Source organism: Streptomyces sp. SAJ15, from assembly GCF_007595705.1.
GTDB lineage: Bacteria > Actinomycetota > Actinomycetes > Streptomycetales > Streptomycetaceae > Streptomyces.
The window spans coordinates 67077-89866 of the sequence record NZ_NISY01000009.1 but is presented as its reverse complement, the minus strand read 5'-3'; the positions used below and the strand labels follow the sequence as shown (position 1 = coordinate 89866).

18 protein-coding genes are annotated in these 22790 nt (G+C 71.9%); 13 read left to right on the top strand and 5 right to left on the bottom strand.

Translation table 11 applies throughout. The features are described 5' to 3' along the window. The first annotated feature begins 151 nt into the window (after positions 1 to 151). Genes CD790_RS22780 through CD790_RS22765 form a run of 4 tightly spaced genes read left to right on the top strand, consistent with a single transcriptional unit; the run spans position 152 to position 5080 of the window. A complete protein-coding gene (locus CD790_RS22780; RefSeq protein ID WP_144385175.1) occupies positions 152 to 1699 on the top strand; it encodes an ABC transporter substrate-binding protein in 1548 nt (515 codons plus the stop codon). After that, positions 1684 to 2706, top strand: coding sequence for an ABC transporter permease (locus CD790_RS22775; RefSeq protein ID WP_144385174.1), 1023 nt, complete (start codon positions 1684 to 1686; stop codon positions 2704 to 2706). The genes CD790_RS22780 and CD790_RS22775 overlap by 16 nt, the downstream gene beginning before the upstream one ends. After that, complete coding sequence (locus CD790_RS22770; protein ID WP_399218068.1) at positions 2703 to 3548, top strand: ABC transporter permease; 846 nt, start codon at positions 2703 to 2705, stop codon at positions 3546 to 3548. Before CD790_RS22775 ends, CD790_RS22770 begins: the two co-directional genes overlap by 4 nt. Next, entirely contained in the window at positions 3545 to 5080 is a 1536-nt protein-coding gene (locus CD790_RS22765) for an ABC transporter ATP-binding protein (protein ID WP_144385173.1), read from the top strand. Before CD790_RS22770 ends, CD790_RS22765 begins: the two co-directional genes overlap by 4 nt. A gap of 77 nt (positions 5081 to 5157) precedes the next feature. Here CD790_RS22765 and CD790_RS22760 read toward each other — a convergent pair whose 3' ends face one another. Continuing rightward, positions 5158 to 6078 (bottom strand): hypothetical protein, encoded by a 921-nt coding sequence (locus CD790_RS22760; RefSeq protein WP_144385172.1) that lies wholly within the window; start codon positions 6076 to 6078, stop codon positions 5158 to 5160. After that, positions 6075 to 8177, bottom strand: a complete 2103-nt coding sequence (locus CD790_RS22755; RefSeq protein ID WP_260867799.1) for a PEP/pyruvate-binding domain-containing protein — start codon at positions 8175 to 8177, stop codon at positions 6075 to 6077. The genes CD790_RS22760 and CD790_RS22755 overlap by 4 nt, the downstream gene beginning before the upstream one ends. A 386-nt stretch (positions 8178 to 8563) precedes the next feature. Here CD790_RS22755 and CD790_RS22750 point away from each other — a divergent pair, with 386 nt between their 5' ends. The 4 genes from CD790_RS22750 (at position 8564) to CD790_RS22730 (ending at position 13539) form a co-directional block, all read left to right on the top strand. Further along, on the top strand, positions 8564 to 9784 hold the full coding sequence (locus tag CD790_RS22750) for a glycosyltransferase (protein WP_144385170.1): 1221 nt from the start codon (positions 8564 to 8566) through the stop codon (positions 9782 to 9784). A gap of 117 nt (positions 9785 to 9901) precedes the next feature. Then, the gene (locus tag CD790_RS22745; protein ID WP_144385169.1) at positions 9902 to 11083 is read left to right on the top strand and encodes a serine hydrolase; all 1182 of its coding nucleotides are present in this window, start codon (positions 9902 to 9904) and stop codon (positions 11081 to 11083) included. A gap of 556 nt (positions 11084 to 11639) precedes the next feature. Then, positions 11640 to 12839 (top strand): Cmx/CmrA family chloramphenicol efflux MFS transporter, encoded by a 1200-nt coding sequence (locus CD790_RS22735; protein WP_144385168.1) that lies wholly within the window; start codon positions 11640 to 11642, stop codon positions 12837 to 12839. 94 nt (positions 12840 to 12933) lie between these two features. Further along, complete coding sequence (locus CD790_RS22730) at positions 12934 to 13539, top strand: TetR/AcrR family transcriptional regulator (RefSeq protein ID WP_144385167.1); 606 nt, start codon at positions 12934 to 12936, stop codon at positions 13537 to 13539. A 214-nt stretch (positions 13540 to 13753) separates the two neighbouring features. On the opposite strand, the gene CD790_RS22725 is transcribed toward CD790_RS22730, so the two are convergent. Further along, positions 13754 to 14059, bottom strand: a complete 306-nt coding sequence (locus CD790_RS22725) for a hypothetical protein (protein WP_144385166.1) — start codon at positions 14057 to 14059, stop codon at positions 13754 to 13756. 487 nt (positions 14060 to 14546) lie between these two features. Here CD790_RS22725 and CD790_RS22720 point away from each other — a divergent pair, with 487 nt between their 5' ends. Continuing rightward, positions 14547 to 15491 carry a hypothetical protein gene (locus CD790_RS22720; protein WP_144385165.1) on the top strand — a complete coding sequence of 315 codons (945 nt, stop codon included), beginning with the start codon at positions 14547 to 14549 and terminating at the stop codon, positions 15489 to 15491. 97 nt (positions 15492 to 15588) lie between these two features. Further along, complete coding sequence (locus CD790_RS22715) at positions 15589 to 16149, top strand: hypothetical protein (protein ID WP_144385164.1); 561 nt, start codon at positions 15589 to 15591, stop codon at positions 16147 to 16149. Between the two features lie 454 nt (positions 16150 to 16603). Here CD790_RS22715 and CD790_RS22705 read toward each other — a convergent pair whose 3' ends face one another. Next, positions 16604 to 17233 (bottom strand): type III effector protein, encoded by a 630-nt coding sequence (locus tag CD790_RS22705; protein WP_144385162.1) that lies wholly within the window; start codon positions 17231 to 17233, stop codon positions 16604 to 16606. Positions 17234 to 17359: 126 nt separating this feature from the next. Here CD790_RS22705 and CD790_RS22700 point away from each other — a divergent pair, with 126 nt between their 5' ends. The 3 genes from CD790_RS22700 (at position 17360) to CD790_RS22690 (ending at position 18790) form a co-directional block, all read left to right on the top strand. After that, positions 17360 to 17791: an Hsp20/alpha crystallin family protein gene (locus CD790_RS22700; RefSeq protein WP_144385161.1), complete on the top strand. Its 432-nt coding sequence runs from the start codon at positions 17360 to 17362 to the stop codon at positions 17789 to 17791. A 100-nt stretch (positions 17792 to 17891) separates the two neighbouring features. Continuing rightward, a complete protein-coding gene (locus CD790_RS22695; RefSeq protein ID WP_144385160.1) occupies positions 17892 to 18287 on the top strand; it encodes a DUF2267 domain-containing protein in 396 nt (131 codons plus the stop codon). A gap of 59 nt (positions 18288 to 18346) precedes the next feature. After that, complete coding sequence (locus CD790_RS22690) at positions 18347 to 18790, top strand: DUF2267 domain-containing protein (protein WP_144385159.1); 444 nt, start codon at positions 18347 to 18349, stop codon at positions 18788 to 18790. Positions 18791 to 18868: 78 nt separating this feature from the next. Here the strand turns inward: CD790_RS22690 and CD790_RS36645 are convergent, their stop codons facing one another. Continuing rightward, positions 18869 to 22684 carry a BTAD domain-containing putative transcriptional regulator gene (locus CD790_RS36645; RefSeq protein ID WP_313956529.1) on the bottom strand — a complete coding sequence of 1272 codons (3816 nt, stop codon included), beginning with the start codon at positions 22682 to 22684 and terminating at the stop codon, positions 18869 to 18871. Positions 22685 to 22790: the final 106 nt, after the last annotated feature.

The following is a 22790-nucleotide window of genomic DNA, read 5'->3' as shown; positions in this document are numbered from 1 at the left end:
TCCGAAACCAGAACACCTTTGGCCTTGGCTCAAGTTGGGACGTTCGTGGACGTAGCGGCCCGGTCACAGCGTGAAGCCTTGTCATCCGATCGGCTCTTAGGGTAGGCACACCTAAGATCGAAACGATTCGAAGCCCGGGAACGAGGACGACGTGGATCTCAACAGAAGGCAGTTGCTGTGGGCGGGCGGCGGCATCAGCGCGGCCCTGATGCTCGCGGCATGCGGAGGTGACGACTCGTCGGATGCCTCGTCGGACTCCAACGCCACGCCCAAGCGCGGTGGCACGCTGCGGGTCGGCGCCCTCGGTCGCGCCAACGCCATCACCCGTGACCCGCACGGCACCCAGGCCAACGAGAGCGACTACCTCATCCTCTCGCTCGTCTACGACACCCTCACCATCCCCGGCGCCAAGCCCAACACCATGCCGCGCCTCGCCTCCCGGTGGACGTCGTCCAAGGATCTGAAGACCTGGCGATTCACCGTCGCCAAGGGGGCGAAGTTCCACGACGGCAGCCCCGTCACCGCCGAAGACGTCGTCTTCTCGCTGCGACGGCTGCGGGGCACCCCGTCCGGCGCCTCCCGCCTGCCCGGCATCAAGGCCGAGAACATCAAGGCCGACGGGAACGACACCGTCGTCCTCGTCTCCGACTACGCCAACGCCGAACTCCCCCTGCTCACCCGTCTGACCACCTTCGTGATCAAGAAGGGCACCAAGGACAAGGAGATCGCCAAGGCCCCGGGCACCGGCCCCTTCACGCTGGAGTGGTTCCGCGACGGCAACGCCCGGCTCGTGCGCAACGACGACTGGTACGGCGGCCGGGTCCTGCTCGACGCGATCGAAGTCAAGATCTTCGAGAGCCCGCAGGCCATGGCGAACGCCCTGCTCGCCGGGCAGATCGACCTCGCCTCCAACGTCGGCGCCGTGGCCGCCCGGACGGCCGAGAAGCGCAAGGACATCCAGATCGTGCGCCGTCCCAACGACATGGCGATGCCCATCGTCATGCGCACCGCCGACGGGCCGTTCGCGGACGAGAAGGTACGCGAGGCGCTGCGCCTGGCCGTGGACCGGGAGGCCATGGTCGAGCAGGTGCTCTCCGGCTACGGCACCGTCGCCAACGACATCCTCGGCACCGGCGACCCCGCCTACGCCAAGGACATCGCGCAGCGCGGCCGCGACCTCGCCAAGGCCAGGTCGCTGCTGAAGGAGGCGGACTTCGACCTGTCCAAGACCTACGAACTGGTCACGACGGAGGACATCGCCGGGCTCGCCGAGGCCGCCACCCTGTTCGCCACCCAGGTCCGCGAGGTCGGCGTCAAGCTCAAGGTGGTCAAGCAGGAGTCCGGGGCGTTCTGGGAGAAGACCTGGCTCAAGGGCGACCTCTACACCACCTACTGGGGCACCAACGACTCCGTGGTCTTCTTCGCCAGCAAGACCATGGTCTCCGACTCCGCGCAGAACGAGGCGGGCTGGAAGGACAAGGAGTTCGACGCCGCCTACCGCAAGGCCATGGCCACCAAGGACCCGGCGAAGCGGGCGGGGCTCCTCCACGACGTGCAGCGGCTCCAGCACGACGCGTCGGGCTACGTCCTGTGGGGCATGGCCGACGGCATCGACCTGGCCACCGCACCCGTGCGCGGCCTGCCCAAGCTCCCCGGCTACGGACGCGTCCAGCTTGAGCGGGCATGGCTGAACCGCTGACGCCGACCGTCGAGCGGCCCGGCGTCGGGGCGGCCGAGGGCACCTCCTCCGCGCCGCCCCGGCCCTGGCTGCTCGCGCCGCTGCGCCTGGTCGCCCTCCTCGCCCGTCGAGCCCTGATGCTCGCCGTGCTGCTGGCCACCCTCTTCGCGGCTGTCGAACTGCTCCCCGGGGACGCGGCCACCGCCACGGCCGAGCGGGGAGAGAGCGCCGCCGACATCGCCCAGCGGCGAGAACTGCTGGGCCTGGACCGGTCGGTGGTGGAACGGTTCGCCGACTGGATGACCGGCCTGCCCACCGGGGACCTCGGCACCTCCGCTCGTGGCGAGCAGGTCGCGGACATGCTGGCACGCCCCTTCCCCAACACCCTCCTGCTCGGCGGTCTGGCTCTACTCGTCACCCTCGTCGCCTCGCTCGCCCTCGGCGGCTGGGCGGCGCTCCGGCCCGGCGGCAAGACGGACCGGGCCATCTCCGCCACCGCGACCGGCGTGCTGGCGCTGCCGGAATTCGTCGTGGCGGTCGCCCTCGTCCTGGTCTTCGCGCAGTGGCTGCAATGGCTGCCCGCCGTGACACTGGCCGACAGCGACGGCTGGCCCGCGTCCTGGGAGATGCTCGTCCTACCCGTGGTGGCCCTGGCCATCCCGCAGATCGGGTGGAACACCCGCATCGTGCGGGCCGCACTCGCCGACGAGGCCAAGGCCCCGCACGTGGAAGCCGCCATCCTCGACGGGCTGCCAAGCCGCCGCGTCCTCACCCACCATGTGCTGCCCGGGGCCATGCCCGCCATCGCGGCCGGCATCGCCACCTCGACCGGAATGCTGTTGGGCGGCGCGGTCGTCGTCGAGACCATCTTCAACTACCCCGGCATCGGCGCCGTTCTTGCCGGAGCCGTCACCGACCGGGACAGCCCCGTCATCGCCGGAGTCGTCGCCGTCACCGGGGCCGTCATCACCGGCGTACTGCTCCTCGCCGACCTCGTGCGGGCCAGGGCATCCGGAGGGAACCTGTGACCACCACCCGGACCGAGGCCGCTCGGCGCCGTCTCCCGCGCGCGGGCGTGGTGCTGAGCACCCTGCCCGCGCTGCTGCTCGTCCTCGCCACCGTGACCGGGCCATGGCTGGCCCCGCACGCCATCGACGCCCCGCTCACCGCTCCCTACGCGGAACCGGGTGGGGGAGCGCCGCTCGGCGGCGACCAGCTCGGCCGCGACGTGCTCACCCGGCTCCTCGCGGGCGGCCGGGAACTCGTCATCACCTCGCTGCTGGTAGCCGTCCTCGTCACCGCCACGGCCGCGGTCCTCGGCACCGTCTCGGCCCTTCGCCCCGGGATCGGCCGCGTCATCGACCGCGCTGCCGACGTCCTGATGCTGCTGCCGTCCGTGCTCGGCATCCTTCTGATCGCCCTGTCCTGGCCCGACGGCGGCCGACTCGCCCTGATCGCCGCCGCCTACGTCATGGGGACGCCGTACGCGGTACGCCTGGTCGCCGCCGCGGCCGCACCGATCGTGGCCTCCGGCTACATCGAAGCGGCGACCGCCGGGGGCGAGCGCCTGTGGTACCTCGTCGTCCGCGAAGTCCTGCCCAACCTGAGGGCCACACTTCTCGCGCTGTTCGGGCTGCGCTTCGTCGCCGCCGTCTACGTCGTCGCCACAGCGGGCTTCCTCCAGGTGGGACCGCAGCCTCCGGCGGCCGACTGGGCGTTGATGATCCGCGAGAACGCGGGCGGCATCCTCCTCAACCCGTGGGCCGTACTGGCCCCCAGCATCGCCATCGGCCTGCTGGCCATGAGCGTCAACCTGGCCGCCGCGGCACTCGTCCCGCTCGGCGGCCGCAAGGCGGTGACCGCGCTGTGAACCACATGCCTCGCCGGTATCCCCAAGGCCGGGCGGGCACGGACGACGTGCCCGTGCGCGTCAGTGGCCTGACCATCGCCGGCCCCGACGGCCGACTACTCCTGAAGGACGGCTCCCTGACCGTCCCCCAGGGCCGCGTCGTCGCCCTCACCGGACCATCCGGCTGCGGCAAGACCACGCTGCTGCGCGCCGTGGCGGGCGTGCTGCCCACGGGCGCACAGCGGACGGCCGGGACCGTCGACGTCCTCGGACACGACCCGTTCACACTGGCCGAGACGGAGATACGCGCCCTGCGACGGCACCGCCTCGCCTACCTCGGCCAGGACCCGGGCTCCGGCCTCAACCCCCGGATGAAGGTGCGCCGCCTTCTCGCCGAAGTGGCGGCGGACCGCACCCCCGAGGCACTGCGCGCGCTGCTCGAGGAAGTACGCCTCCCCACCGACGGAGACCTGGCCGACCGCCGCCCCGGAGCCCTCTCCGGCGGCCAACAGCGGCGAGTGGCCCTCGCCCGCGCCCTGGCCCGGCGCCCCGCCGTCCTCCTCCTCGACGAGCCCACCGCCGGACTCGACCCGAACCTGCGCGACGAGATCGGCGAACTCCTACGCCACCTGGCGACCTCACAGCAACTCGCCGTCGCGCTCTCCTGCCACGACGCGGACCTCGTCTCCCGGCTGGCCGACGACGTCGTGGAACTGAGCCCCCGGATCAGGGCTGCGGCCCGGCGCGCCCCTGCCGCCCGGTCCGCACCGCGCGACGTCACCGCGAAGCCGCCCGTGCTGTCCGTCACCGGCCTGAAGGCGGCCTTCACCCGACGAGGCCGGCGGACTCCCGTCCTCCACGGCATAGACCTCACCGTTCCCGCCGGTTGCAGCCTGGGCGTGGTCGGCGTCTCCGGCTCCGGCAAGACGACCCTCATGCGCACCATCGTCGGCCTCCACCGCGCGACCGGCGGCACCGTCACCCTCGACGGCCGCTCGCTGCGCGCCTCCGCCACCCGCCGCACCCGCGAACAGCGCCGCCGCATCCAGCTTGTCCCCCAGGACCCGCTGGGCACCCTCAACCCCGGCCGCACCGTCGGCGCGGCCATCCGCCGCCCCCTGACCCTGCACCGCCGCACCGACCCCGGACAGATCGCCGACCGCGTACGGGAACTGCTCGATCAGGTGGGCCTGCCGGCGGACTTCGCGGACCGCTATCCCCACGAACTCTCCGGCGGACAACGGCAGCGCGCCTCCATCGCCCGCGCCCTCGCGGCCGATCCCGACGTCCTCGTGTGCGACGAGGTGACCTCCGCCCTCGACGCCGAGACCGCCCTCTCCGTCATGAACCTGCTGGACGAACTCCGCCACGGCCGCGACCTGGCCCTCATACTCATCAGCCACGACCTGCGCCTGGTGGAGGACCGGACCGACACCCTTCTCGTCCTGTCCCAGGGCCAAGCCGTCGAGTACGGCCCCACACCGGAGATCTTCGCCGCACCCGCTCATCCCGTCACAGCCTCCCTCCTGGGGGTCCCGGTGGGGGCGAGCTGAGCGACGCGCAGGAGCGCGTGAGGACCGGCTGCCGTCCAGGCGGACGCGTACGGCGGACGGTCTCCGGTGTCGGCCGCTCAGCGCCGGCGTTCGGCCTGGCCCTCGCCGAGGACGCTCGCCGTGGCGCGGTTCGTCGAGGCGTCTTCGATGCAGCCCCGCAACCGCATCAGATCGTGCGGGGTAAGGGCGGGGCGGATCACCCCTGCGTACACCTCGCTCTCCAGGTGTTGCAGGAAGGCACGGTCGTTCTGGGCCGCGGTGGAGCGGCGGCAGGTCTGCCACAGGTCGCCCGCGGCGAGTTCCCGGGCCTCCCGGGTCTCGTCGCCGCGCATCTCGATCCGGAACACCACGGTGGAGGCCGCCGCGTCCGGGGTGGCCTCCGGGCGGGTCTGGGTGGCGTCGGCCAATCCCTCCCGCATCAGCGTCAAAAGCACCACGGCGGCGACGGCGGCGGCCCCGACCGCCAGCTTCCGTCCGGCGCGGGACGGCGGTACGGCCGGACGGTCCTCCAGCCGTGCCGCGCGTGCCGCCCCGCCGGGCGCGGTGTCGGCGGGGGCGGTGAGGGGTGCCAGCCGGCCGGCCAGTCGGCGTTCCGCACCCGGGCGGGCGGTGGCTGAGGCGATCTTCTGGATGACGAACGCGACACCGGAGAGGGCGGCTCCGGCCACCATGAGGACGGGGACGAAGACGAAGGTCCGCTGGGTGCCGTCCAGGCCCTCGGAGCCGATCCAGCGGAAGCGGCGGTCCGGCGCCGTCTCCCGGGACTGGTCCAGCCGCCGCTGCACCTCCTCGACGCGGGCGTCGTACTCCGTCAGTCGTCTCTCCAGCCGGGACAGCCGGTTGAGGAGGATGAGACAGGCCAGGAAGCCTTCGATCACCAGAAGCAGTACGCCGGAGATCAGCGCGCGCTGCCACTCCCACCGGTACAGGTACAGCACCATGTAGTACCCGGCGTACGCGGCGGACAGACCGCCGAAGAGATAGCCCACGTACTTCATGCCGCCGCTCCCTTTCCGCTCGCCGAGGTCCGTGGCGCCGCGTGTTCGCCGGCCTTCTCCACCGCTCCGGTGCCGCCGTCCACCGAGAGTTCGGTGCCGGGTGGGAAGCGGTCCAGGGCGTCGGACACGCCGACGGCGGTGGGAACCTGGTACTCACGGGCGAGTACGGCGAGGTGGGACAGAACGCTGCCGGTCTCGGCGACCAGGCCCGCCAGCCCCGGCAGCAGGGGTGCCAGCGCGGGGTCGAGCACGCGGACGACCAGCACCGCGTGCTCGGGCCGGTCGCCGTGTCCGTCCCAGGCGGTGCCGGTGCCGAAGCCGCCGCCCGCGCCCTGCCCCGCGCCGGTGCGGCCGCGCGTGACCGCGAGCTGTGCCACCGGGCGGCCGTCGGCCAGACGGAAGGCGGAGGGCAGGGCCGGGGCGTCCGGCCGGGGGAGGCGCTCGGCCAGATCGGGCGGCAGCCCGCCGCCGTCCGCCGCCTCGGTCAGCTCGCTCCAGCGCAGCAGGAGAAGACGGGACAGCCCCACCGCGTCGTCACCCACGCGCAGCCTGGTGCCGAGTTCGCGGACCATCTCCGCCTGCATCTCCTGCACCCAGCGGATACGCAGCCGCAGACCCTCCCGAACCGGGAGCGATCCCACTCCGTGCGGCACACCCGTGCCGGCCGTACCCTCCGGGAGGGCGGCGCGTGCGCCGAGCGTGGGCGGCAGCAGGGACAGAAGCACGGGGTGGCGGGCGAGTAGTCGGGCGTCGCTCAGGCCCTGCGCCCGGCCCTCGGCCAGCACGGCCAGCGCCTCACCGGCGGCCGTCGCCCCGGAGCCCGACACGAGCAGCGCGCCGGCCAGCGATTCCTGAGCGTGCAGGGAGGACAGTACGGCGCGGCCCCACGAGACGGCGTCCAGGATCTGACCGCTGAGCATCCGCGCCGGCGCGGGGAAGTCGGCGAGCCGCCGGTCGACATCGGCCATGAGGTCCAGCGCGAGCAGCGGCAGCGCGGAGCGCAGCCGCCCCACCCGCCAGGCGGCCGCGACACGGCGGGCACCAGGGGCGGGGTTGATGAAGTCCCGTAGGGGATGGGCGGACCGGACCACGCCGAGCAGCCGCAGGTCGGCGGCGGCCCGCCCGTCGACGGTGGTGACCACCGGCAGGCTGCGGAGCCTGCGCCGGGGAGCCGCTCCCGTGAGGTCGAGGGCGAGGGTGAGACCGTGCGACATGGGGGCGACCCACAGGTCCTCCTCCAGCGGCTGGAGCACTCCGGGAAAGGTCTCGGCGACCGGGCCGGGACCCAGCAGCCGCGCGCCGCGCGGCGGCCGGACCGCCATCGCGGTGATCGGACGGGCCTGGAACAGCCACAGACGCCCCTCGGCGTCGAACCCGAACTCCATGTCCTGGGGGCGACCGAACACCCGCTGGGTCTTCCTGGCCAGCCGGACCAGCGAGGTGGTCTCTCGTCGGCCGAGCAGCCGCGCGGAGCGGGGTTCGGCCGGATCGGTCCGTAACCGTCTGCCCGACCGGGACAGTTGGTAGCGCACTCCCTGGGTGCTGCCGTCCACCAGCCGGTCGGGGCCGCCGCTGACGGCGCTGACCAGGATGCGGTCCTCGCGGCCCGCCACCGGGTCCGCGCCGAACATCACCCCGCCGGTGACCGACCGCAGCATCGGCTGCACCAGGACCGCCATGCCGTCCAGCGGGTCCGCGTTCCGCCCCTCGGGAGGATGGAGCACCTGCACACGACGGGCCGAGTCCAGGACCGTCCGCACCGCGGCGGTGAACTCCTCCCAGCCCCTGACGTCGAGCACGGACTCGAAGCGGCCGGCCATCGAGGAGTCCTCGGCGTCCTCGTGCGCCGAGGAGGACCGCACGACCAACGGCCGCCCGTCCTCCCCGGCCAGCTCCCTCCAGGCCCGACGCAGCTCCTCGTCACCGGCGGGGGCGCCCTTCGCCCGCCCGGCGGGTACCAGGGCGAAGCCGGGGAGCACCGGCAGCCCCGCCACGGCCGCGCGAGCCAGATTGGCGGCCTTGGCACCGGTGACGGCGGGATCCTTCGCGTGTTCGCTGTCCAACGGCACCACCGCCAGCAGATCCGTCTCGATTCCCACATCCCCCTCCTCCTCCGCACGCGCGCGGACCAGAGTCGACCCTCAGACGCGTGCGATAGCCCCTGCCAGATACAGACGCCTGATCAAGTATGGGAGGTTGAGAGTGGGTTACTTCCAGGGGTAGGCCACAACCCTGTACTCACCGGGCAGGGAGAGTACGTGAGACGGCGCATGGGAGCTCGTCCTGAGCCGACGCTACCGCCGTACGCGGCGCGTCCGCCGCTTCGCGAGGAGGCTGTCCGTCTACCGCGGACGGACAAGGGGAAAGGGGGCTCCCCTCTTTCCATGATCAACATATAGCGCACCGGGGGGCTTGCGGCAAGAGCCTGGTCATGCCGCAGAATCACCGACCTCAGCCAAAGATCATCGAAGCGGGGAGTGACGGAATGCGCGTGGTGTTCTCGACGTACGGGTCGCGTGGGAGCGTCGAACCGACAGCGGCACTCGCGGTGCGGTTGCGGGAACTCGGCGCGGAGGTGCGGGTGTGCGCGCCGCCGGACGAGGAGTTCGCCGAGCGGCTGGCCGAGGTGGGTGTGGCGCTGGTGCCGACCGGCGCGCCGGTGCGCCCGCTGGTGACCACGGTGACTCCGGGGTCGGCGGCGGGACTGGCGCAGCGTGCGGCCGACTTGATGGCCGCGCAGTTCGACACGGTCGCCGCGGCGGCCGAGGGATGTGACGCGTTGGTGGCGACCGGCCCCTTGCCGGCGACGGCCGGGGCGCGGTCGGTGGCCGAGAAACTGGGCGTCCGCTACGTGCACGCGAGCCACCAACCGGTCAGCCTGCCCTCGCCGTACCGCCGGCCGCCCGCGCGGCGCGGCCGGCCGTTGCCGCCGGACGCGACCGACAACCGGGCGCTGTGGGACCTTGACGCCCAGATCGCGAACACGATGTTCGGCGAGGAGCTCAACACCCGGCGGGCGTCGATCGGGCTGCCCCCGGTGGACAACGTCCGCGACTACGCCTTCACCGACCACCCGTGGCTGGCTACGGACCCGGTCCTGTCCCCGTGGCAGCCGACCGACCTCGATGTGGTGCAGACCGGCGCGTGGCTCCTGACCGACGAACGCCCGCTCCCGGATGGGCTGGCCGCGTTCCTGGAGGCCGGCACCCCACCGGTGTACGTGGGCTTCGGCAGCACGCCCATGAGCGCCCCGGAGGACTTCGTCCGGACGGCCGTCGAGGCGATCCGCGCGCAGGGCCGTCGCGTGATCGTCTCCCGCGGCTGGGCCGACCTGGCACTGATCGACGACCAGGACGACTGCTTCGCCGTCGGCGAAGTGAACCATCAGGCGCTGTTCCGGCGGACGGCCGCTGTCGTGCACCACGGCAGCGCGGGCACCACGACGACGGCCGCCTGGGTCGGCGCGCCGCAGGTGGTGGTCCCCCAGGGAGCGGACCAGCCGTACTGGGCCGGCCGGGTGACCGACCTGGGCATCGGCGTGGCACACCACGGTCCGACACCGACCGCCGAGTCCCTTTCGGTCGCGCTCAGGACCGCCCTGACCCCCGAGACCCGCGCACGGGCAACCACCGTGGCCGGCACGGTCCGGACCGACGGGGCGACGATGGCCGCGAAGCTGCTGCTCGACGCCGTCAACCGCGTGTGACCCCGGCCACAATGATCGGTTTTCTCCAACGGAGGCGTTGTCCCGGCCCGTGGTGACGGTGTGTGGTGCGGAGAGAAGAAAGATCGTCAAGTGCCGTCGAGAAGAAGGTTGATGCACATGTCGACACGCCTGATACGCACCGCGCTGGTGAGCGCGACCACGATCGCGGCGGTCGGTGCGGCCGTGCTGACGGCGCCGGTGGCCACGGCGGCCGGCGCGACCGGAGCGAAGGACACCGGACACGCCGCAACCCAAAAGGCCATGGACACGGCCGTCGCGGCAGGGGTGCCCGGCATCGTGGCCGAGGCGCGCGACGCGCACGGGGTGTGGAAGGGCACCGCGGGCGTCGCCGACCTCACCACGCAGCAGCCGCGCGGCAACGGCGACCGGTTCCGGGCGGGCAGCACCACCAAGTCGCTGGTGTCGACCGTGATGCTCCAACTCCAGGCGGAGGGCAGGGTCGACCTCGACGCCACGGTCGACAGCTATCTGCCGGGCGTGGTCCGGGGGAACGGCCACGACGGTACGAAGATCACGGTCCGCCAGCTGATGAACCACACCAGCGGCATCTTCAACTTCACCGACGACGCCGCGTTCCAGAAAGCGGTGATGGGCATCGACTTCCTGCGGAACCGCTACGACGACTGGACCCCGCAGCAGGTCATCGCCCTCGCGCTGAAGAACCCGCCCCAGTTCGAGCCCGGCACCTCCTGGAAGTACTCCAACACCAACTACCTCCTCGTCGGGCTCATCATCGAGAAGGTGACCGGCAACTCCTACGCAGAGGAGATCGAGCGGCGCATCACCAGGCCGCTGAAGATGCGTGCCACGTACTTCCCCGGCACCGACTCGGAGATCCCCGGGCCCACCCGGCACTACTCCACCTTCGAGGAGGACCCCGGCAAGACCTACGACGTCACCGAGCTGAACCCGTCGTGGGCCTGGGCGGCCGGTGAGATGGTCACCAACTCCTCGGACCTGAACCGCTTCTACACCGCGCTCTTCCGCGGCAAGCTGCTGCGCCCCGCCCAGCTCAAGCAGATGATGACCACCGTCGAGACCGAGGGCAACCTCCCCCGACAGCGCTACGGCCTGGGCATCATCGAATACGAGACGACCTGCGGCACCAAGGTCTGGGGCCACTCCGGCGGCATCCACGGCTCCACGACGCAGGCGTTCGGCACCAAGGACGGCAAGCACATGATCGCGCTGAACTTCAACGGCGACTTCGTGGGCGGCGGCAAGAACGTCGTATCGGCCGAGTTCTGCACCCCGGCGGGCACCCCGACCGGATCGTGAGACGGCGGCCGCTCCGGGCCCATCGCACATAACTTGAACTCCCGCATCCGGTAAGCGAGTCGAGGGCCGGGTTGGCGACGCTGTCCACCCGGCTCTCGCCCGCCCAGTGGAAGGGTATGAACACCGGGTCCGCGCGCCGGATACCCGAGGTCGAGCCGGTGAAGGACCCAGGCGTGCAGATCGAGGTGGTCGGGCCCGAGCAGGCGCAGGTGTTCGCCGCCGTACAGCGGGCAGCGTTCGACGGGTCGAGGTTCACGGACGAGCGCTGGCATGCGATGGCTACAAGTCCGCTGGTTTCTCACGCTGTTGCCGGACGGCAGGAGTCCCCAGGCGCCAGGGCCTGGCCAGGGTCAGCACCCGTCAGAAGCTGATGTCGACCCAGGTCACCACCGTCATCTGCCGTCTGTCGTGATGGAGGCGGCAAGGCCCCTATGAGGTGGCTGCTTCCGGCAGTTTTGAAGCGAGTGCTTCAAAACGTGCTAACGTCCCACCCCTGGGGGCCAGTCGATCATCGTTGCCCTCGTTTTGAAGCGTTCGATCTAAAAAAGGGGGGACCATGCCGATCGCCGTCTACATCCTGGGGCTTGGCATCTTCACTCAGGGCACCTCCGAGTTCATGCTCTCCGGGCTGCTTCCCGGTATGGCCGCTGACCTCGGGGTTTCGATTCCTCAAGCCGGGCTGCTCATCTCGGCCTTCGCCATCGGCATGGTCGTCGGCGCGCCCCTGCTCGCCGTCGCCACCCTCAACCTTCCCCGCCGTACCGCCCTCGTCTGGCTTCAGGCCGTGTTCGTGGCCGCGCACATCGCGGGCGCGCTCGCTCCCGGTTACGGCTTCCTCTTCGCGACCCGCATCGTCAGCGCGCTCGCCTACGCCGGGTTCTGGGGCGTCGCCGTCGCCACCGCCGTCACGCTCGTGCCCGAGAGCGCCAAGAGCCGGGCCGTCGCCGTCGTCGCCGGTGGCCTCACCCTCGCCACCATCGTCGGCGTCCCCGCGGGCACCGTCCTGAGCCAGCACGCCAGTTGGCGCGCCGCCTTCTGGGCCGTGGCCGGGGCGACCGTGGCCAGCCTCGTCTGCACTCTCATCGCCGTCCGGGCGGATCACGGCAGGCCCGGTGACGTGCCCCGCTCGGTGCGGGCGGAGCTGCGCGGCATGGCTCGGCCGCAGCTCTGGCTCTCCTACGCCATCACCGCCTTCACCTTCGGCGCGGTCATCGTGACCTTCAGCTACCTCGCGCCGCTGCTGACCGACGTCACCGGCATCGGTGAGAAGTGGGTGCCCGCGCTGCTGGCCCTGTTCGGCGCCGGGGGTCTGCTCGGTCTCGTCATCGGCGGGCGCACCGCGCATGCCCACCCGCTCGCGACCCTCGGCTGGGGGCTCGGTGCGCTCGCCGCGGTCTCCGTGCTCCTGGCCCTGGCCGCGCACAGCGCGATCGCCGTCATCGCTCTGGTGTTCCTGCTCGGCATCGCCGGGTACGTCACCAACCCGGCGCTGCAGTCGCGGGTCTTCACGCTCGCGCCCGATGCCCCCACCCTCGTCGGCGCGACCAACACCGCCGCCTTCAACGTCGGCAACACCTTGGCTCCGCTCCTCGGCGGCCTCGCGATCGACGCCGGCCTCGGTTACACCTCCGTCGCCTGGGTCGGTGCCGGCCTCGCCGCCGTCGGTTTCGCGGGCGTACTCGGCGCCGCGCGCATGCGGCGGAACGCTTCCGCGCCTGCTGAGCCCCTTGAGTCTCGTACCCGTGCCGTGTCCTGACCGCCGCACCGTTCGTGCAGGTCGCGGCGCTCGTCGATCCCGCGTGGCTGACGCATGTTTTGTACGGCTGTTACAAAACCTCTAAGATGGGCGTATGGCCAGGCCACGGCAGTTCGACGAGGACCGCGTCATCAGCGCGGCCATGGAAACCTTCTGGCGTCAGGGCTACGAGGGGACCTCCACCCGCGACCTCTGCGAGAGCACCGGGCTCGGGCCGTCCAGCCTCTACAACACCTTCGGCGGCAAGCGGCAGCTGTATCTGCGCGCCCTGGAGCGCTACTACGAGACCGCCACCACCGAGCAGGTCGAGCTCCTGTCCGGGCCCGGGACCGGTCAGGAGCGGCTGCGCGCGCTGATGGCGCACGCCATCGACGCCGATGTGGCCCCGGGCGGGGGCGGTGGCGCGGACGGGCCGCGTGGCTGCTTCGCGATCAGCGCGGCGATCGAAGCCGCGGCGCTGGATCCGGACGTACGGAAGGTCGTGCGGCGCACCTTCGACCGCGTCGAGGACGCGATCCACACGGTCGTCGCCGAGGGGCAGGCCGCCGGGGAGATCCGTACCGGCACCGATGCGCGCACCCTCGCCCGTCAGGTTCTGAGTTCGTACTACGGGTTGCGGGTCTTGGGGCGGGTCCACGAACAGCGGGACCCGCTGCTCACGACCGCGCTCGCCACTCTCGACTCGCTGCGGGCGCGCTGAGTCCCGCTCCTCGGTACGGGGCCGGGCCCGAATGCCTCAACGTGTCCTTCGACCTCCGGCTGTCCCGTGACGGCGCGTCTTGATCCGATCCAGGCAGCCACGGCGTGCGTAGGGCCGGCGGTACATGCGCGGATGGCGTCCCACTGAGTGGTGTAGCCGGTCGCGGCCCGGGAACGCGCGGGGTGACGGTGGCCTCTGTCGCCCAGGCGATCCGCTACTGGATGACCTCGTAGATCTCCTTGTAGCCGGATACCGCGTTGTTGTTCAAGGTATCGATCAGTGACTGGGCGTTCTCGTCTGGATTCACGAAGAACGCTCGCTCCATGGTGAAGTACTGGTCGAGGCTGTCGAATTCCCATTGGCAGACGACCGTATCCATGGGGCCGGCGTAATCGACGTAGATTCGCCGGTTCGCGTATCCGGTCTCTTCAAACACCTTGGTGAGGGTCTTGAACGCCGCTACGATCTCCGGCGCCTTCCCGCGTTCAGCTTGGTAGACCTCGCGCATCATGTACATCATTGATCCTGCTTTCCTGCTCGAGCAGCAATCGACTAGCAGGCGCTGTTTTTTAGGCTAAGTCATCAAAATGTCGCCCGCATGCCGAGCGAGGTCCGGCTATCAGTAGCGTGATCTCATCATCGCACCTCGGGTTCCCGGTGAGTCCCCGCTCCATCTGGCACGAGAGTGGCACGGGCCCACGCAGTCGGCCCCCGCCCGACGTGCCGACAAGCTGGGACTCGGCGGTGCCCGCATCGCCCTGTCCTACGTCATCGCACGGGACGGCTCCCGCTGTGGCATCCGCCGACCACGGGTCGTGTCTCGCCGAGTGGTGCAGTCGCTGGCCGAGCTGCTTCGGTGCAGCGCGGGAAGCCGGCGGTCGTTCTCGTTGGGGGGTGAGGAGTTCGGCCATGGAGGTTTTGGAGCGCCATCCATGAGCGGGCTCGTCGTCCTTCCCCAGGACGGGACCGGGCCTCGCGTCATGTACGCGTCCCGGTACGCTTCGCGCATGTCAATACCGGGGGATCAACCGAATCCATACGCCCAGCAGCCCCAGCCCTACGGCCCACCGCAGCCGCAGCCGCCGCAGGGGCAGCCGAATCCGTACGCGGCGCAGATGCCGCCGCAGCAGCCCGCGCCCCAGCCCGGCGCGCCCGGTCCGTACGGGCAGCTGACGATGGCGGGGACTCCGCTGCCCTCGTCCGGCGGATTCGGACCCACCTCGCCCCAGCCCGCGGCGCCTCCGGCCGGCGTCGGTCGGAGCAGGGGTTGGCTCTGGGGCCTGGGCGGGGCGGTCGTCGCCTCGGCGGTCTGGGCGGGCACGCTCTTCGCTACCGGCGGCTTCGGCGATGACGACAAGCCGGCGGTCGAGGAGAAGCCCAAGGCGAATCTGGCGGGTTACCACTACGTCAGCGATCTGTGCGAAGCCACCGACCTCGGTCCCTACATGGCACGCGGCTACGCGATGCAGGAGCGCGCGGGCAACCCTTTGGTGTCGGGGTCCCGGCAGTCGGCGCTCGACTGGATGACCTGCGACCTGGACTTCAACCCGCCGGACCGCGGCCCCTCCGAGTACTCGTCGGCGTACGTCGACACCGAGGTGTACCTGCACAAGGCATCCGACCCGGCCCCTGAGTTCGCGGCGCGGTACAAGGCGTACAAGGACAAGAAAGACCGGTTGGACTACCACTACGTGGTGAAACCGGCACCGGGCTTCGGCGAGGAGGCGTTCCTGGTGACGGAGGTGCCCGATGACGGCGGCACTGACGCGGCCGAGGTGATCCTCGCCATCCGGGACGGATGGCTGACGTACGAGTCCAAGTGGTCGGAGCTGCGCGCCCCCGACTCCAAGGGCAAGCCGGCGACCGCTGAGGAGGCCGCCGACATGCTGAAGCGGAGTGCCAAGGCGACGCTGGCGAAGCTGAAAGGGAAGCAGGCCGCTCAGGGCCAGTAGACGACCGGCAGCGCGGTCGCGCCACGCGCGGGCGATAGGTGACCACGACCTTCTCCAGGGCGTACGCGGGGTCGTCCCCCGAGCAAACATCACGACCGTGGTGGTTCCCGGCGCACACGACTCGTTCTTCCTGAACTACTTGACGAAAGAGCCGAACATGACGTCAGGCAAGCGCAAGAAAGCCAATTTGTCACGTATAGGAGTCAGCGCTGCCGCGTGCCTTGCGCTGACTCTCCCACTTTCCGGCATCGCGATAGCCGACGCGCCCGCGCGCGAAAAGGCCGCCCCCGTGGAAGTGTTCGGGTCTCCGGTCATGGAGGCCATGAACTGGTTTCTCCACCGTAAGGGCGACAAGTCCTACAACAATCTATGCGAACTAGCAGTTGCTAAAGCATGGAACCGCTCCGTCGTCCACTCTTCGGCCAAGACGCACTGGACATCCTCGGACGGCGCCAAGCACACCTCAGGCATGCCTCCGAAGGGGTCCTTTGTCTTTTGGGACAACGGGGGGAGGCACTGGCATGTAGGACTTTCGGATGGCGCGGGAGGTGTCTGGGGTACCAATTTCGGCCCCGGCGGCGCGATTGACTTCAAGCCAAATTACAAGAGGATTCCCGGGTTCAAATATGTAGGCTGGAAGGCTGGCAACCCCGGCTAGACCAGGTGCAACAGCGAGGAGGGCTCGTCAGGCATCCTGGCGGGCCCTCCTCAGGGTCGTACTTCCGTACGCCACACCACACTTGAGCCCCGAGATCACCGCAGGCCCGGGTGCCGCTCGGCGGGGAATCTCTCGACCAGGCTCTGTTCGAGGCAGCGTTCCGCTTCAGGCGCCACGAGGTCCGCATGCAGGGAACGGCCGTGCCACCCGCGCTGGCCACCCAGTTCTTCCACGCGGACACTCCGCCGGCCCAGGCCCTCTTGGCCCTCTTCCGCGCGGCGGCCCCGTAGCCGGCCGGCTCGGGGTGAGCGGGCTGCGCAGGCCCAAACCGTTTTCGGGCCGTCGCCACCCGCTTCGAGAAACCGGCCGCCACCCCCTACCTCGCCGGACTCCACCTCACCTCGCTCGTCCTCTGACTCCACGAACCCCAGCATGATCAATTGCCAGAGCGACCCTAGGGCGGTGTGAGGGTGTCGAGCTGCGCTGCGAGGTCGGGGTGGGCGGTGGCCAGATGACGGCGGGTGGCAGCCAGGGGCGCGACGAGGGCGGCGGGGTCGTCGTGGGCGAGGGCCGCGTGGAGCTCGCCGACCGGGAGGCGGGCGGCGGGGGGAAGGTCGGTGAGTGCGGTGATCCGGCCGGCGAGGCTGCGTAGGTCGGCGGCGTTGTGGCGGGCCCAGGTGGCGGTCGTGCGGTCGGCGGCGCGGCGCCGGCGGGTGGCGGTTACGCGCTGTTCGCCGGTGCTCCCGGCGGGGCCGGGGCGGCCGCGCAGGTAGCGACGCTCGGCGGCCTGCCGGCTGGCGACACCGAGGGGGCGGGCGAGGTCGGCCCAGCTGGCGCCCGCGTCGCGGGCCGTTTCGATCAGGCCGGTCTCCCATCCGGCGAGCTGCTCGCGGACCTGCCGCAGCAGCATCAGGGAGGCCAGGGCCTGCTCCGGGGCCGGCCCGGCGCCGGGGGTGTCGGGGGCCTCGTGCTGGGCGGTGCGCAGTGCGTCGTCTATGGCGTGCAGGGCTGCCGCGGCGGCCAGGAACGATGCCGGGCTGTGGGCGTCGGTGCTGGACGAGGACGGCTGGTCGGCCGGGATCACGGAGACCTCCCTCGGGTCGTCATCATGTGGACGACATCATGTTTGTCATCCGTTGGATGACATGCTACAACGGATTCAGTGAGGCGCATTGGCAGTGACTGCCCGAACCTCTGGAGGTGTTTTTCCATGTTGATGCGCACTGACCCCTTCCGTGAGCTGGACCGGCTGGCCCAGCAGATGATGGGCCCGGCCACCTGGTCGAGGCCGTCGGCGATGCCGATGGACGCATATCGGGAGGGCGACGAGTACGTCGTGGCCTTCGACCTCCCCGGCGTCAGCGCCGAGGCGATCGACATCGACGTCGAACGGAACATGCTCACGGTCAAGGCCGAGCGCCGGCCGGTGACGAAGGCCGACGACGTACAGATGGAGCTGGCCGAGCGGCCGCTGGGCGTCTTCTCCCGCCAGATCGTGCTCGCCGACACCCTCGACACCGAGCACATCAAGGCCGACTACGAGGCGGGCGTACTCACCCTGCGCATCCCGATCGCCGAGCGCGCCAAGCCCCGCAAGATCGCCATCGGCGTCGGATCCGGCCACAAGGAGATCTCCGGCTGACACCGGCCGGACCGGTGCGGGGGACGGGCACCTGATCTCCCCCTCAGTCCGCCCTCCGCACTCCCATAGGCAGTCCGAAGAGGAAAGGGGCGCGGCCGAGATGACTCTGCGACGCGAAGCGTTCCTCGACCACGTGAAGGAACGCGGCGAGTACGACACTCCGGAGGAAGCCGAGCGCGCGGCCCGTGTGGTGCTCGCCCTGCTCGGTGCGCACCTGGTCGGCGAAGTCCGCGCTCAGCTCGCGGCACGCCTGCCGGAGGACTTCGCCCTGATCCTTCTCAACCCGCTGCAGAGCGCAGAGCCGCTGTCGCCGGAGCGGTTCGTGCGGGCGACCGCGGCCTGGATCGAGGGCGCCACCGAGCAGACTGCCACGTGGGACGTCGGCGCCGTGCTGTCCACGGCCGCCGACACCGCCGGCGACGACCTGCTGGAGCAGATGCTGCTCCAGCTCCCCGCCGGCTACGACCTGCTCTTCGGCCGCCCCCAGCCCACCTGACCCATACCGCGGTGCCGCACACCCGGCACCCCCTTGCTCCACGAAAGGCATGCATCGCAGTGATCACCGACGTGCGCGTCCCGCTCGAGCACGAGCAGCCGTACGGGGCGGCGTATGAGCAGATGCTGGAGAAGGTCCGCTACGAAGGCGCCTACCCCACCCGCGAGAGAGCCGACGAAGCCGTCCGCCTGGTCCTTGCGGGGCTGGGGCGCCAGCTGACCGGCGACGAACGCGTCGACCTGGCCGCCCGGCTACCCCTCGAGGCCGCACGCGTCCTCACCGTGCAGATCCCCGACATCCATCCCCTGACCGGCTGGGCCTTCGTCAAGGACCTCGCCGCCCGCACCGGCGCCTCCCTGGCCACCACCCGCTGGGACACCGGCTCGGTCTTCTCCGCCATCGCCGCCTACGCCGGCCCCGACCTGATCACCCGTATCCTCCACCAGCTCCCCACCGGCTACGCCCTGCTGTTCGGCCGCGCCGAACTCACCCCGGCCGCGTAAACGGGCCCTGTCGAACGGCGCCGGGTCTCCGGCGTGAGCGCCTGGCGCGACGGCGGGATCTACCGGCAGCGCAGCAGGCTACCCCGCACCCGGTGCGGGGCCGGCGCTCGGTTCCGTGTGCCGCTCGAACGCCGCGGCGAAGCCCGCCTCGCCCAGTGCCGCCCGTACGGCCGTCGTGACGCGGTCGACGTCGGCGCGCTCCGCCGGGGGCAGCGGGGCGCCCACGGAGGCACGGAACCGCGCGGCGGTGCCGAGCAGGCCGGCGGCGAGTTCGTGCTGGCCGGTGAGACGGCGGGCGCCGGCCAGCCCCTCCAGCGCCAGCGCGACGGCGCGCGGATCACCGGTGGCCCGGGCGGCGGTCAGGCCCTCGGTGTGCAGCCTCAGGGCGGCCTCGGAGTCGCCGCGATGCTCGGCGATGAAGCCGAGCTCGGCGAGGATGAGGGCGGCACCGTTCGCGGCGTCGAAGCGGCGGTTCCACTCCAGCCAGGTGCGCAGACCGGACTCGGCCTCGTCGAGGCGGCCCTGGCGGCGGGCGCCGAGGGCGAGGCCGACCTCGGCGAACTCCTGGGCGCGGCGGTCCCCGTGCCGCACGGCCAGGTCCCTGCCGCGCCGGTGGAGCCGCTCGGCCCGCGGGTGGTCGCCGCTGAGCAGGGCGATCCGGCCCAGTTCGGACCAGCGGGTGGACGCCTCGGTCCACAGGCCCAGGCGCTCGGCGACGCGCAGGCCCTCCCGATGCTCGGCCTCCGCCGCCCGGTAGTCACCCTGGATCTCCGCCAGCCTGCCCAGCACCCCGGTGGCCTGGAGCCGGCCCCAGCCGTCGCCGAGCTCGCCGAAGAGGGCGAGGCTCGCCTCGGCGTCGGACCGGGCGGCCGCCAGGTCGCCGCGTACGGAACGCTGCACGCCCCGTACGCTCAGGGCCGCCGCGACACCCCAGCGGTCGCCCAGCGCCCGGAAGTCGGCCAAGGCCCGGCGCACGAGCTCCTCCCCGACCTCCATCGCGCCGAACATGGTCGCGGCGTAGCCGAGGAACCACCCGGGTCCGGCTCGGCCGCCCGGATCGTCGATGTCCTCGTAGAGCCGCAGCGGGCCGTGGCTGCCGCGGCGGGAGTCGAGCGGTTCGCCCGACAGCAGGGTCATCCCCGCATGCCAGGCGACCACATGAGCCCGTGCGGCGTCGGTCTCGCCGGCGCCCGACTCCTCCGTGCCGCGCTCCGCCACCGCGGTCTCCACGATGGCCAGGGCCGCGGCCATCGAGCGCTTCGCCTCCGTGAGGCGACAGCACAGGAACCAGAACCAGGCCATGGCGCGCACCAGTCGCCGCGCGAGCGGGGCGTCGCCCGTGACGGCCGCGGTGTCGAGGGCGCCGCGGAGGTTGGCCGACTCGGCCTCCATCCGGCGCAGCCAGCGCTGCTGGTCGCCGCCGCGCAGGTGGGTGTCGGCCCGCTCGGCGAGTGCCGTGTAGTAGCGGGCGTGGTCGCGGCGCAGCCGTTCGTACACGGTCACCGGTCCGGCGGCGGGCGCGGGGGTGCCCCCGGAGCCGTACGCCGGGGCGGTCTCGGACGCTCGCAACCGTTCCAGGCAGTACGCGGCCACCGACTCCAGCAGCCGGTAACGGGGTCGGAGCCGGTCGGTGGGGTCCGTTCCGTCGTTGCCCCCCGTGCCTCCGTCGCCCTTGCCGTCGGCTTCGTCGGTGACCACCACCAGCGACCGGTCCACCAGGCGCGCCAGCAGGTCCATGACCTCGGTGGGCTTCACCCCGCCCGCGGAACAGAGCGCCTCGGCGGCTTCCAGGGTGCAGCCGTCGGAGTGGATGGCCAGCCGGCTCAGCACCGTGCGTTCGGCGGCGGTCAGCAGCTCCCAACTCCAGTCGATCACCGCCCGCAGGGTCTGCTGACGCGCGGGGGCGTCCCGCCGTCCGCTCGTCAGGAGCCCGAACCGGTCGTCGAGGCGTTCGGCGAGCCCGGCCACGCCCAGGACGCGGAGCCGGGTCGCCGCCAGCTCGACGGCGAGCGGTATGCCGTCCATGCGGCGGCAGATGGTGGCGACGGCCTCGGCGTCGCCGTCGGAGAGGACGAAGCCGGGGAACACGGCGGCGGCCCGGGCCACGAACAGGCGGACCGCGCTCGACCGCCGAACCTCGGCCGGCGAGGCGCCGGGCTTCGGCACGTCCAGGGGCGCCACCGGCCACAGCTGTTCGCCCGCTACGCCCAGCGGCTCGCGGCTGGTGGCCAGCACGCGTAGCCCCGGCGCGGCCCGCAGCAGCACACGGGCCAGCGCCGCCACGGCCTCGATCACATGCTCGCAGTTGTCCAGGACGAGCAGGAGTCGCCGATCGCGCAGGGCGTCGGCCAGCCGGTCGGTCAGAGGGTGGGAGCGGGGGGCCGTCGTCGGAGGCGGCAGTGTGTCGGGGCGAGCGTCGTCGCGGATGCCCAGGGCCACGGCCACCAGCTCCGCGAGACCGTCCACCGCCGCGCCGGGCACGCTGTCCGGAGGCGGCCCCGAGAGAACCGGAGCAGCCGCCTCCGACCCGACGGACCCGATGGCGCCGACGACCCCCACGGACCCGACGTGTCCGCCGGACCCCACGGACCGGGATACCCCGGACAGCTCTACCAGCCACACGCCGTCCGGGAAGGAGTCACCCGGCGTCCCCGGCGCCCCCACCTCCTCTTGGTTTCCCGGCCGCGCCTCCCCGCCCGCCACCTCGAGCGCCAACCGGGTCTTGCCGACTCCGCCCGGCCCGGTCAGGGTCACCAGTCGCCCCGCCGTCAGCAGCGCCCGGATCCGCGTCACGGACTGCGCCCGCCCGATCAGGCCGGTCATCGGGACGGGCAGATTCGTACGAGGACGCGGGCCGGCTGCCTCCGAGGGGTCCGCCTCCGGGCGGTCCATCTCCTGGAGGCCCACCTCCGGGCGGTCTGCCTCCGGGCGGTCCATCTCCCGGCGGTCCGCCTCCGGGGGGTCGACCTTCGAGCCACCCACCCCCAGGCCGCCCACCTCCGACCCGCCCAGCCCCGAGCCGTCCGCGTCGGGACGGGCCGCCCGCGCGCGAGCCACGTCGAAGACGGCCCGCCGTGACGCCGCTTCCGCGGGAGCCCGCACACCCGCACCGGGAAGCACCTCCGGGAGCTGGCGGAGGATATCCCTCTGGAGCGCGACCAGCTCGGGCCCCGGCTCCAGGCCCAGCTCGTCGGAGAGCCGGCGGCGCACATCCTGATACACGGCCAGGGCCTCACTCGGCCGGCCCGCGCCGTACAGGGCGCGCATCTGGGCCGCGCGCAGCCGCTCGCGCAGCGGATGACGCTCCGACAGCTCCTGGAGGACGCCGGCCAGGGGACCGTGTTCGCCCAGTAGGAGTCGGGTTTCGGCGTGCTCCTCCCAAACCAGGAGCCGCTCTTCCTCCAGGCGCGTCACCGCCGCGCGGGCGAACGGCTCGTCCGCGAAGTCGGCGAAGGCAGGCCCCCGCCACTGCGAGAGAGCCGCGGAGAAGCCGGCCGCCCGCTCGTGGAGGTCGGCGGTGCGGCGGGCCCGGCCGGCCAGCGAGAGGAAGGACTCCGCGTCCACCGCCTCGCCGGCCACCCGCAGCAGATACCCCGGCGGGCGGTGCACCACCAGCCCGCGCCCACCGCTCGGCTCGTGCCCTGCGCCCGCCGCGTGTCCTTCCCCCGCCGTCAGCGCCTTGCGCAGCCGGGAGACAAGGGTCTGCAACGCCCTGTCGGGGCGTGCGGGCACCGCGTCGCCCCACAGGTCCTCGATCAGCCGGTCTGACGAGACGACCCGCCCCGGTGTGACCAGCAGACCGGCCAGCAAGGCGCGGACCTTCGCCTCGGGCACCGCCACGGGTTCCCTGTCCGCCGTCCACACGGCCAGTGGGCCCAGTATCCCGAAACGCATCGGTCCAGCGTACGGGGCCGGACGCGGGCCGGCACGGGCCGGGCGGGGAACAGAAAGCGGACCGCAGCCGAACCGCAGGCGGACCGGGGCGGACCGCAGGCGGATT